Origin of the sequence: Actinoallomurus iriomotensis, from assembly GCF_030269445.1 — a bacterium.
GTDB lineage: Bacteria > Actinomycetota > Actinomycetes > Streptosporangiales > Streptosporangiaceae > Actinoallomurus > Actinoallomurus iriomotensis.
Genome location: NZ_BSTJ01000004.1, coordinates 437227 through 449573, shown reverse-complemented (window position 1 = coordinate 449573; position 12347 = coordinate 437227). Strand labels below are relative to the sequence as shown.

Here is a 12347-nt window from a genome sequence, read left to right as displayed (position 1 = left end):
AAGGCATGACCCCATGGCTCTTCCGCAAGGTGCCGTTGAAGCTCTCCGACTAAGGAGCAACGATGGGTCGAAGAGACCTTTTCCCCCCGCCCCGACCATCCACCTGGCGCCGCGTGCTGACCGTCGTGTCGAGCGGTGCGCTGATGCTGGGATTGGCCACGCTGCCCGCCGTTCAGGCGCAGGCGAAAGCCGGCGACGCGGCGGCGGCAGGCGGCGACTCGGTCCGCGTGCTGGTGTTCCACGGGCCGGCCGACAAGCAGGACGATCCGGTCGCGAGCGCGGCGGGCGCGGTGGAGAAGCTGGGGAAGAAGAACCACTTCTCCGTCGACGAGTTCGACGACCCGCGGGTGTTCAACGCCGCGACGCTGGCGCACTACCGCGCCGTGGTGTTCCTGTCGGCCGACGGCGTGACGCTGAGCGCCGACCAGCAGGCGGCGTTCCAGACCTACATCGAGCAGGGCAACGGCTTCGTCGGCGTCCATGACGCCGCTCGCGCGCAGGCCGACTCCTCCTGGTTCACCGAGCTGATCGGCACCCGGCCCGCGGACAGCCTGCCGAACGCCGAGAAGGTCACCGACGTCTCGGCGAGCGACGAGAACCCGCCGAACGAGACCAAGGACAAGCTCTTCGACGGCAAGAACGACACCAAGTGGCTGGCCCACGCGAAGTCGGGCTGGGTGCAGGCGAAGGCCGAGAAGCCGGTCGCGGTCGCCCACTACGCGTTGACCTCGGCGAACGACTACCCCGGACGTGACCCGAAGGACTGGACGCTCCAGGGCTCGCAGGACGGCAAGAGCTGGACCGACCTGGACAAGCGGAGCGGAGAGAGCTTCGACCAGCGGTTCCAGACCAAGGAGTACACCTTCAAGAACACCACGGAGTACGCCTACTACCGGCTGGACGTCACCGCGAACAGTGGTGAGCCGCTGACCCAGCTGGCGGAGCTGCGGCTGTTCGGCCCCACCACCGGGCCTCCTCCCGAGGACAAGGTCCAGCAGGCGACCGTGGACGTCACCGACCGTCAGCACCCGGCGAACAAGGGGCTGCCGCTCACCTGGAAGCGGTCGGACCAGTGGATGAACTGGAGCCCGAGCCCACAGGGCAAGGTGCAGACGATCGCACAGGTCGAGGAGAAGACCTACGACGCCGGCCCGAACGGCAACGGCGCGTTCCACCCGATCTCCTGGTGCCGGGACTACGACGGCGGCCGGTCCTTCTACACGGGCATGGGCCGTACCGCGGACAGCTACACGACGGACAAGAAGTTCCAGAAGCACCTGCTCGGCGCGATCGAGTGGACGACCGGCATGGTCCGCGGCGACTGCAAGGCGACCATCGCGTCGAACTACACGACCGAGCGGCTGACCGGGAAGAACAAGACGGGCGAGCTCGACCAGATCGGTGAGCCGCACGGCCTGACCGTCGCCCCGGACGGCAAGGTCTTCTACATCGGCAAGGCCGCCTGCCCGACCGGACCGATCGTCGACTGGAACGACCCCAAGGTCGGCCTCGGCTGCGGCACGATCCACCAGTGGGACCCGAAGACGAAGCAGGTCAAGCTGCTCACCACCCTGCCGGTGATGGGCAACCGCGGCAGCGGCGACGAGCTGGTCAAGAACGAAGAGGGCCTCGTCGGCATCACCCTCGACCCGAAGTTCCAGCAGAACGGATGGATCTACGTCTACTGGATGCCGCACGAGTCGATCGACCGCGACAAGCAGCTCGGCCAGCGGACGATCTCGCGTTTCACCTACGACGGCACGACCCAGTCGATCGACCAGGCGACGCGCAAGGACCTGCTGCACTGGACCGCGCAGATCCACAGCTGCTGTCACGCGGGCGGCGGCATGGCCTTCGACAAGCAGGGCAACCTGTACGTCGGCTCCGGCGACAACAACTCCTCCGGCGGCGCCGGGCCGGGCTACTCCGGCAACAACTGGACCCAGGACTACAAGGGCGTCTCGTTCCAGGACGCCCGCCGCACCGCCGGCAACACCAACGACCTGAACGGCAAGATCATCCGGATCCACCCGGAGCCGGACGGCACGTACACGGTCCCCAAGGGCAACCTGTTCAAGCCGGGCACCCCGCAGACCCGCCCGGAGATCTACGTCATGGGCGTCCGCAACATCGCCCGGATCGCCTGGGACAAGCAGAACAACTGGCTGACCGCCGGATGGGTCGGACCGGACGCGGGAGTCCCGGACCCGACCTGGGGCCCGGCCAAGTACGAGACCGCGACCATCATCGACTCCCCGGGCAACCAGGGCTGGCCGTACTGCATGGGCGACCGGCAGCCCTACCGTGACCGCAGCAACGTCGACGCCAGTCAGCCGGCCGGCTGGTACGACTGTGCCCACCTGAAGAACCAGTCGCCGCGCAACACCGGCCGGACCGACATTCCGGCGGCGCGCGACAACATGATCTGGTACTCGCCGCAGGGCGGTGGCCCGGTCTACCCGCAGCGCACCGACGGCAGCGGCCTCCCGACGTACAAGCTGGGCGATGAGACCTTCACCGAGCCGTACCTCAAGGGCGGCGGTCAGGCCATCATGGACGGCCCGACCTACCACCGTGCCGAGGTCAACACCAACAGCGGCGTGGCCTGGCCGGCGTACTGGGAGAACAAGTGGTTCATCGGCGACGAGTCCAACGCGCAGAACCGCGTCGCCGTCACCGTCGACCCGAAGACCGTCGCCAAGCACGGCGCGCCGGCCTTCGCCGAGGACCTGCGCAGCATCATCCAGCCCGGTGGCGGCGACACCCAGCTCCAGTCCTGGATGGACGCCAAGTTCGGTCCGGACGGTGCGCTCTACATGCTCGACTACGCGGGCGGCTTCTTCAGCCTCGACCCGAACCAGAAGCTGATCCGCATCACCTACCACGGTGGGGCGGCGACGCCGAACCCGAGCGAGGCCACGACGCGTGCGGTTCAGCAGAGCACGCCGAACACGGTCGCGTTCTCCAGCAGGAAGGCCGGCGGTGTGTCGTGGACCTGGGACTTCGGTGACGGCAGCAAGGTTTCCCACGCGGCCGACCCCACCCACACGTACCTCAGCTTCGGCACCTACCACGCCACCCTGAAGGTCACCTATGCGAACGGCGAGGTGACCACCGGAAAGATCAACGTGAAGGTCGGCTGCTCCGCGCCCGACGCACGGAAGACGGTCCGGCTGCTGGACACCGACACGGGCGTGGCCAACCGCGCCGTCGGGGGCGGCTGCACGATCAACGACATGATCGACGACGAGCGGACCTGGCCGAACCACGCCCAGTTCGTCAGCTACCTCGACAACCTGGTGAACCAGTTCCAGCGGGAAGGAGTCCTCACCGTCGCCGAGGCGCAGACGCTGAAGAAGGCGGGCGCCCAGTCGCCGATCGGCAAGACGAACGGGTACGAGCCCATCTTCGACGGGACGGCGCAGTCCCTCGGCGGCTGGTCCCAATCCCCGTCCGGCCGGTTCAACCTGCAAAGCGACGGCACGATCCGCAGCTCCGGCGGCATGGGCCTGCTGTGGTACTCCAAGAAGGCCTACGCCGACTTCTCCGTGCGACTGCAGTTCCGTGACGTCGCACCCGACGGGTACCGCGCCAACACCGGGGTGTTCGTACGGTTCCCCGACCTCCGGACTCCGCTCGAACAGCGGCCGCCCGGATGCGGGACCGTCGGCTCGGCCCGTTCGTCCACCACGTGGGTCGCGGTCTACTGCGGCCAGGAGATCCAGATCTACGACGGAGACACGGGAGAGCCGCAGAAGACCGGTTCGGTCTACAACTTCAAGGCCAACGACCTGAGCCAGGCGCGGGTGACTCCGAAGGGCAAGTGGAACGACTACGAGGTCCGCGTGGTCGGCCAGCACTACACGATCATTCGCAACGGTGTGGTGATCAACGAGTTCGACAACACCCCGGGCAAGAAGTCGACGCGCGACGGTGATCCGCCCACGGACCTGCGCCAGTTCATCAGCGGGTTCGTCGGGCTGCAGAACCACAGCGACAACGACCTGGCCGAGTTCCGCAACATCCGGGTGCGGCAGCTCTAGTGGCCGGCCGGTGCCGGGAGGCGGGCATCGCCCCGCGTCCCGGCGCCGCTCCGGCGGCCCACCTCGCTGATTGTGAGAGGCAGAGCGACAGATGAGACCCAGACCCCTTCCCACCCTGCCGGCCCGGCGGAGAACGCCCCGCGCCCTGGCCGCGGTGGCCGTGGCGATACTGAGCGCGATGATCTCGGCCCTGTGGCTGGCGCCGAGTGCGGCGGCGGGCGCGTACGACCACAAGCTCCACGCCGCGGCGGACCAGGTGCTCACCTGGACCGCCGACGACAGCATGACCGCCTACAAGTCCGCGCCGTCCACGGCGACCGCCGGCCCCGTGACGATCGTCTTCGACAACAGCGCGGCCAGCGGCAACACCACCGGGATGACGCACACCCTGACCTTCGACACCGCCACCGCCGGCTACAACCACGACGTCAACCTCAACATCATCTCCAGCCCGTACGACGCCAACGGCGGCCATCACGAGGTCCAGGCGAACCTCACTCCCGGCAAGTACCGCTACTACTGCGCCATGCCGGGCCACCAGATGAGCGGCGAGCTCGTGGTCACCGCCGGCGGTGGCACCGACACGACGCCGCCGCAGGTGTCGGCGTCGGTGTCGGGGGACAAGGACGCGGACGGGAACTATGTGGGGTCGGCCACGGTGACGGTGTCGGCGAGTGACACCGAGTCCGGGGTGGCGACGGTGGAGTACGCGCTGGACGGTGCGCCGTACGCCGCGTACTCGGCTCCGGTCTCGGTGAGCGACGCCGGTGCGCACACGGTGAAGTACCGGGCGACGGACAAGGCGGGCAACACCTCGCCGGAGGGTTCGGTGTCGTTCACCGTGGCTCCGCCGCCGAGCGGCGACACCACCCCGCCCCAGGTGTCGGCGACCGTGTCGGGAGACAAGAACGCGGACGGTACCTACGCGGGCTCGGCCACCGTCACGGTCGTGGCGAGTGACACCGAGTCCGGGGTGGCGATGGTGGAGTACGCGCTCGACGGCCAGCCGTTCACCGCCTACGCGAACCCGGTGGTGGTCGACCAGCCGGGCGCGCACACGGTCCAGTTCCGCGCGACGGACAAGGCGGGGAACACCTCGTCCGCGGGCTCGGTGTCGTTCACGGTGGCGACACCTCCGGGGAAGGACACGACGCCCCCGGAGGTGTCGGCGTCGGTGTCGGGGGACAAGGACGCGGACGGGAACTATGTGGGGTCGGCCACGGTGACGGTGTCGGCGAGTGACACCGAGTCCGGGGTGGCGACGGTGGAGTACGCGCTGGACGGTGCGCCGTACGCCGCGTACTCGGCTCCGGTCTCGGTGAACGAGGCCGGTGCGCACACGGTGAAGTACCGGGCGACGGACAAGGCGGGCAACACCTCGCCGGAGGGTTCGGTGTCGTTCACCGTGGCCGCGCCGCCGAGCGGCGACACCACCCCACCGCAGGTCTCGGTGCAGGCCACCGGTGACCAGGACTGGGCCTGGAACTACGTCGGCTCGGCCACGGTGACGATCTCGGCGAGCGACGACGACTCCGGGGTGGCCACGGTGGAGTACGCGCTCGACGGCCAGCCGTTCACGGCGTACACCAAGCCGTTCGCGGTCGGCCAGCCCGGCGCGCACACGGTGCGGTTCCGCGCCACGGACAAGGCAGGAAACACCTCCGACGTCGGCACGGCGAAGTTCCGGGTCGTCAAGAGCGGTTCGTAGTACCGAACAGAAGGAGCGATTGCCCATGTGTGGTAACGAGCGCGTGACGTTCGACCGGCGGAGGTTCCTCAGGGGAGTGGCCGCCACCGCGGCGGGCGTCACCGCGATCGGAGCGGTGGGCGGCCTCGCGCCGAGCGCCTTCGCCGACACGGCCGGTTCCCGAGGTCATGGCAGGCACATCCCGAACGACAAGATCGGTCTTCAGCTCTACTCCGTACGCGACGCGTTCATGGCCCAGCCGGAGGCCGTCCTGCGCGCCCTGTCCAGAGCCGGCTACCGCAAGGTCGAGTTCGCCGGGCTGCCGGGCGGCACCGACCCGGCCCACGCCCCGGCGATCCGCGCGATGCTCGACAAGTACCACCTGGTGGCGATCTCCAGCCACCACAGCTACAGCGAGTTCACCGACGAGAACCGGCTGAAGCAGCTCATCGAGATGGCGCGGATCCTCGGCCAGAAGTACATCGTGTGCCCGGGCGGCGTGCCCGACACCGCCGATGGCTTCGCCCAGGCCGGCCCCGCCTTCAACCGGGCGGGGGAGAAGATCCGCGCCGCCGGGATGAAGCTCGGCTACCACAACCACACCGGCGAGTTCCAGGGCCACGGCCCGGACGGCCGGACGTTCTACCAGATCCTGCTCGACAGCTCCGACCCCCATCTGCTCCACATGGAGCTCGACATGGGCTGGTCGAGCGCCGCCGGCCTCAGCGCCCAGGACAACCTCGACCTCATGGCCGCGAACAAGGGACGGATGCTCCTGGCCCACGTCAAGGATCTGCACCCGGACGGCAGCCTCGCCGACCTCGGCACGGGCATCGTCGACTACAAGACGATCCTGAGCGGGGCGACCCGGCTCGGCATGCGGGAGTTCATCATCGAGAACGACGACCAGAGCAACCCACTGACCGACTCCCGGGCAGCGCACATGCACGACTACCTGGCCACGCTCAAGCTCTGACCCCGCGTCATCCCAGCGGAGCACGTCCCGCCGGTCCGGCCGTAGGCGAGATCGCGCGGGACCGCTCCGCCGGGTGGTGCGGGTGCACGGCACGCGGGGGTCTCCCGGCTCACCGCGCCACACGCCCGCCTCGGTGTCTTCGACCTCCCCGCGGTGGCCCACCGTGATCGTTAAGGTGGCCTGGAAGGTCCGCTTGGAGTAGATGGCCCGGTGTCTAGGGAGATGTGGTGGAGTCGCTCACGCCGGGGGATCCTGCGCGGATCGGGCCGTACGAGCTGCTGGGCCGTCTGGGGGCCGGCGGAATGGGGCGGGTCTATCTCGGTCGCACCGGCGACGGGAGGCAGGCGGCGATCAAGGTCGTCCGGCCGGAGCTGGCCGAGGAGCGAGACTTCCGCCGCCGGTTCGCCCGGGAGATCGAGGCGGCCCGTGCGGTCGACGGCCGTTACACCGCGGCGGTCCTCGACGCGGATCCGGACGCCGAGTCACCCTGGCTCGCCACCGCCTACATCCCCGGTCCGTCGTTGGTCGATCACGTCATCGACCGCGGGCCGATGGGCGAGGAGGACCTGCGGCGGCTGGCCGCGGGCCTGGCGTACGCGCTCGGCGCGATCCACGCCGCCGGGCTGGTCCACCGGGACCTGAAGCCCTCGAACATCCTGCTGGCCGATGGCGGCCCGCGGGTCATCGACTTCGGCATCGCGCGGGCGGCAGAGGCCAGCGCGCTGACCCGAACCGGGGTGACGATCGGATCACCGGGCTACATGTCACCGGAGCAGATCAACGGCGAGGCGGTGGAGACGCCGAGCGACGTCTTCTCCGTCGGGGCGGTGCTGGCGTACGCGGCGACCGGCCGGTCCCCGTTCGGGGCCGGCGCGACTCCGGTGCTGCTGTACCGCATCGTCCACAACGCCCCCGACCTGACCGGAGTGCCGGCCTCCCTGCTGCCGCTGGTCGCCGCGTGCCTGGACAAGCGGCCTGCGGCCCGGCCGACCGTTCCCCAGCTCCTGGCCACGGTCACGCCCCCCGCCATGGTCGCCCCGACCGCCGTCGCGCACACGGTCGCCTGCACGAGGACCGCGACCCTCCCCGTCGCGGGGGCGCACAATCGCCGCCGCGTCCTCGCCGTCGGCGGCGCGGCCGCCGTCGCCGTGGCCGCTGCGATCTACGCCCCCTCGCTGCTGACCGATTCGAAGGCGAAGAGCGCGAAGTCGGCCGGTGCACGCCCAGTCAATCCGCCGAAGACGCTGTGGCACGCGCCCACCATCAACGAGAGTGCCGTCACGACGAACGCGGTCCTGACCATCCAGGGTTCGGAACACAATGTGCTGGCCGCGCTGGACCCGGTGACCGGGGTCCAGCGCTGGTCCTGGACGGGCCCCACCGTGGGGATCATCTCCTCCATCGGCGCACTCCCGGCCACGGTGTACGCCTGCGGAGTCCAGTTGTTCGCGATCGATCCGAGCGACGGCCGGCAGCTCTGGTCGGCCAAGGTGGTCCTTGACGAGTTCGCCGTGTCCGACCGGGCGCTGGTCGCCTGGCTCGGGGGAGAGGCGCGCCTCACGCCGACGCTTTCCTGCCTGGATCCGGCCAGCGGTATGAAACGGTGGACCCGTCGCGCCCCCGCGACCGCTTACACCGGCGCGCTGAGCATGTCCTCCACCGTGGTGGCCTTCTGCGACAGCATCGACTCCCGCCGCGTCAGACCCGAGCGGGTGTACGCCCTCGATGTCACCACCGGCGAGGAACGATGGCGGTTCACGGCCGGCCGCCTGCTCGGCCGGCCGATCGCCACCGCCGACACCGTGTACGTCGGCGGCGGTGACGGCACACCTCTGTACGCCCTCGATGCCATGACCGGCGCCGTCCGCTGGAAGTCCGCGGTCGGGCAGGGCACCGCCGCTCCCACGGTCGACCAGGCGACCCTCTACGTCATCGACGGAAGCCACAACGTACTGCGGGCCCTGGACACTGCCACCGGAGCCCAGCGCTGGAAGTTCGAGGGGAGGGACTTTCGCGGCGTGTGGGGACCCGTCAACGGCGTCGTCTACCTCAACGGCTTCTACGACGACATGATCTACGCTCTGGAGGCGCGGACCGGGCGTCTGCTGTGGAGCTACCGCGCCGCCGGGGCCGAGCAGGTCGCCGTCACCGGCGACGTGGTCACCGTCGTGTGCGGCGGCGACCCGGACGCCCGAACGGTGTACGGGATACGTCCCCGCTGACCGTCACCGATCCCCTCCCGGTCGCCACCGTGGCCCCGGCTCTTACCGTGCGAGCCCGGTGAGCGACCGGACCAGATCCGTGGCGGCTCGCCGGGCGCGGCGATCCTCCTCCGTCGAAGACCGCCGCTTCCAGTCGCCCGTGTACGCGCTGACCTCCAGCGTGACGTTGCGGACCCGCAGCCGGATGCGGCCGGCACCCACGGACGCCGGTGCCTGGAGGGCCTCATCGCCCAGCGCGACCGGAGACCACTCCGGACCGGAGTTCTCACGGGTCACGGCGAAGTCGCTGGTCGCGAACGTGGTCGCGTCCTCGTGAGGAATCGGGTGATGGAATTCGGTGTACACGGCCAGCAGGTCGGCGTCCGCCTCCCGCCCACGCGGGGTGAACAGGTCACAACTCCAGACATCGATGTACTCGGCGCGTTCGGCATCGCCCTTGTCCTGCTTGCACTCCGACCCGTCGTACTCGTCGAACCGCAACGCCTTGCGCAGAGCCGGGCTGAACAGCGTGCGGGGGTCCGGAACCGATCGGATCTCGCCCGGCCGGAATGTCGGAGACGGCGACGGGGCGATCGGCGCGGATGAGCCGATGGACGTCCGGCTCGGCGACACCTCCCCGCCGGAGCCGGTGGTCGCGCACCCTGCGGTCACGATCGCCACTGCCCCGGCAAGGACGATGCGGAAACGCCCGCGCGTCATGCGTCTTCCCTCCCCGACGGGCCGGCGCCCCAGTGGCGTTTGTCCGAACGTCGTTCGCCATCGGGGATCATAGAGCGTCCGGGCCTCCGCCGGCGGTCGGTCCGAGTGCCCGTCCGGCGCGGGCCGGCTCAGCGGAGTGTTCGGCGGCCCGCAGATTCCGCACGCTTGGAACGGCGGTTCCCGGGCCCTGAAGCGTGCAATTTTCGCGTAACACACCATTGACATCCCTGAAATCGGGGCTACTGTATCACCTCAACGATCACGTGAACGTTAATGTAAGGACGCGCGATGCCAGAGAAACGGTTCTCCCGCAGGTGGACGAAGGCCGCGGTTCCCGCTGCCGCGGCCCTACTCGTGCTGGCGAACGCATCCGCGGCCATGGCCGCCGGGGCGGGTAAGGACAACGGCCGGGCGCGATCCATCGACGTCAGGGTGGGCAGCTACAACGTCTGCGGCCACGGCTGTCTGCCGACCAAGGAGGATTGCGAGCGGGTCATCGGCCGTGACTGCGCGACCAAGCTCAAGCCCTGGGCCGACGGCCGGGCGGCTGCGGTGGCCGAGGACATCGACGCGGCCGGGCTGGGGGTCGTCGCGACCCAGGAGATCGGCAACAACCCGACGCCGACGCAGGCCGGCGTCGACGTCGAGTCCTACCGCGCCCCGCTGACCGCGGCGCTCGCGAAGCACGGGTACGCCGAGGCGCCCGCCGACTACGCGAACGCCCGCCACCCCTGGTACGGCTACCCGCTCAAGTCCGGCGCCGGCCGGTTCACCTACTACGACGCCTCGCGCTACTCCCACCTCGACGAGCACGGACGCGCGCTGCCCCACGACCTGTTCTGGCTGCCCGACTCGACCGAGATCTACGGCAAGACCATGACCTGGAACGTCCTGCGTGAGCGGGCGAGCGGCGTCCGCTTCGTCGTGGTCGACATGCACCTGGAGTACCGCAAGAACGGCGCGACCGATCCCAACGGCTGGACCAAGAACTGGGACCAGGTCCGGTACGGCGACGCGCGGAGGACCGCCGAGGAGCTCACCCTCCACAACCCCCAGACCAGGGACCTGCCGATCGTGTTCGCCGGGGACATGAACTCCGGTTCGACCGCGGACGGCGCGAGCGCGGTCGACGCCTTCTCCGACGTCGGCTTCGTCGACGCGCACGCCGTCGCCGCCCGCCGCGTCGGCGACGAGTACGCCTCCTTCAACGGCGGGAAGATCCCGCTTCCCGCCGGGGAGAAGATCGACCACATCTTCGTCCGGAAGGGCACCCCGGTCCGCGACTGGGTGCTGGTTCCGCAGACGACCGAGACGTCCGGAGCGCCGGCGGAGCTGCTCCGTTCCGACCACAACCTCTCCTACGCGAACCTCCGCCTGAAAGGAACGTCCCGTTGACGACCACGCCGCACGTCGATCCGCGTCTGCTCGACCCGAAGCTGGCCAAGTTCAACCCACTGCGCCGGATCCTCGTGCACGACGACTTCAACGACGGCACCCACGGGTGGGTCGAGCTGATCGGCAACCACGATGAGCACGGTGACCTCGACACCGTCGATGAGCACATGTCCGACTTCCGCCCACCGCAGCTCAGCTCCTGCAGCTTCTTCGACGTCGGCACCCACGGCGCCATGTCGGGCACGTACGCGCTGAAGGTCGCCACCCGCCCCGTCGCCGGGCACACCGGCGTCGCGATCCGCCGGCTCACCATGTCGGGCCGCGGCCGGGTCCAGTTCGAGACGTACCTGGCGTACAAGGCCGAGGCGGCCTCGGCCGAGAACGGCGCCGCGACCGCGGCCGGCGGCGGACGGTGGGACGCGAACAACCACCCGTCGGAACAGCAGTTCGGCGCGTTCACCGTCGCGACCGACATCTGCGACGGCGTCCGGTACCACACCGTGGCGCGGTACCTGAACACCGACCTGGATCATCAGGTGCGGCACCAGTGGGTGTATCCCACCGTCCCCGAGCCGACGCCGCGCGAGCACTTCGAAGGCAAGGTCAAGCTGCCGCGGACGGCGGACTTCACCGCTCCGAACCCGGAGGACTGGAAGCCGTTCGGCGAGCCGCAGGAGATGTGCTTCAACGAGGTCCCCACCAAGGTCAACTGGCACTACCTGCGCTGGGTGATCGACACCAGCACCCGTAAGAACGTCGAGCTCCAGCTCAACGACGTCGTCCACGACATGTCCGACGTCCCGGTCCCGCCGTACGACGAGCACTACGGGTCGCTGCAGAACCTGCTCAACTTCTACGTCTCCGTCCGCACGCACACCGATGTCCGGAACTTCCTGTACCTCGACTCGGTACTGATCTCGGTGGACTGGTGAGAAAGGCCCCGATGAACATGCGACAGTCACTCACCGCCGTCATCGAGCGCAACACGACGCTGACCGGCGAGTTCACCACCGAGCCCTACGAGGCCGCCTGGGCCGGTGAGGCCCGCTGGTTCGTCCGCGTACTCGACGCCGCCGGGCGTCGCCCCCGCCTCGTCGCGCGCACGCAGATCTCGCCGGACGGCCTGCACTGGTGCGACCTGGACGAGACCGACCAGAGCATCTCGCCCGCCGACGGCCCCGTGCACAGCTGGCCGGCGACCGGGTTCGGCGGCTGGCTCAGGCTGCGCGGCACCGTCGTCGACGAGGCGGCCGACCCCGCGCCGGACGAGTCCGCGCGGCTCAAGGTCCTCATCTACCTGGCGCTGAAGGCATGACCGGGGCGGC

Annotated in this window: 8 protein-coding genes; 7 read left to right on the top strand and 1 reads right to left on the bottom strand. The window is 69.5% G+C overall.

Annotation, left to right across the window (positions count from 1 at the left end; all coding sequences use genetic code 11):
- Positions 1-62: 62 nt before the first annotated feature.
- The 4 genes from QSK37_RS19400 to QSK37_RS19385 all read left to right on the top strand — a co-directional run bounded on the left by QSK37_RS19400 (position 63) and on the right by QSK37_RS19385 (position 8928).
- The gene (locus QSK37_RS19400; RefSeq protein ID WP_285622910.1) at positions 63-4043 is read left to right on the top strand and encodes a ThuA domain-containing protein; all 3981 of its coding nucleotides are present in this window, start codon (positions 63-65) and stop codon (positions 4041-4043) included.
- Between the two features lie 91 nt (positions 4044-4134).
- Positions 4135-5751 carry an OmpL47-type beta-barrel domain-containing protein gene (locus QSK37_RS19395; protein WP_285622908.1) on the top strand — a complete coding sequence of 539 codons (1617 nt, stop codon included), beginning with the start codon at positions 4135-4137 and terminating at the stop codon, positions 5749-5751.
- Positions 5752-5776: 25 nt separating this feature from the next.
- Positions 5777-6706 (top strand): sugar phosphate isomerase/epimerase family protein, encoded by a 930-nt coding sequence (locus tag QSK37_RS19390; protein WP_285622906.1) that lies wholly within the window; start codon positions 5777-5779, stop codon positions 6704-6706.
- 227 nt (positions 6707-6933) lie between these two features.
- On the top strand, positions 6934-8928 hold the full coding sequence (locus QSK37_RS19385; RefSeq protein ID WP_285622904.1) for a serine/threonine-protein kinase: 1995 nt from the start codon (positions 6934-6936) through the stop codon (positions 8926-8928).
- A 42-nt stretch (positions 8929-8970) separates the two neighbouring features.
- On the opposite strand, the gene QSK37_RS19380 is transcribed toward QSK37_RS19385, so the two are convergent.
- Positions 8971-9627 (bottom strand): hypothetical protein, encoded by a 657-nt coding sequence (locus QSK37_RS19380; RefSeq protein WP_285622902.1) that lies wholly within the window; start codon positions 9625-9627, stop codon positions 8971-8973.
- A 288-nt stretch (positions 9628-9915) separates the two neighbouring features.
- Here QSK37_RS19380 and QSK37_RS19375 point away from each other — a divergent pair, with 288 nt between their 5' ends.
- The 3 genes from QSK37_RS19375 to QSK37_RS19365 are packed head-to-tail and all read left to right on the top strand — an operon-like array spanning position 9916 to position 12337.
- Positions 9916-11022 (top strand): exonuclease/endonuclease/phosphatase family protein, encoded by a 1107-nt coding sequence (locus QSK37_RS19375; RefSeq protein ID WP_285572100.1) that lies wholly within the window; start codon positions 9916-9918, stop codon positions 11020-11022.
- Positions 11019-11954, top strand: a complete 936-nt coding sequence (locus QSK37_RS19370; RefSeq protein ID WP_285622900.1) for a DUF6772 family protein — start codon at positions 11019-11021, stop codon at positions 11952-11954. Before QSK37_RS19375 ends, QSK37_RS19370 begins: the two co-directional genes overlap by 4 nt.
- A gap of 11 nt (positions 11955-11965) precedes the next feature.
- Positions 11966-12337, top strand: coding sequence for a hypothetical protein (locus QSK37_RS19365; RefSeq protein WP_285622897.1), 372 nt, complete (start codon positions 11966-11968; stop codon positions 12335-12337).
- Positions 12338-12347 lie beyond the last annotated feature (10 nt).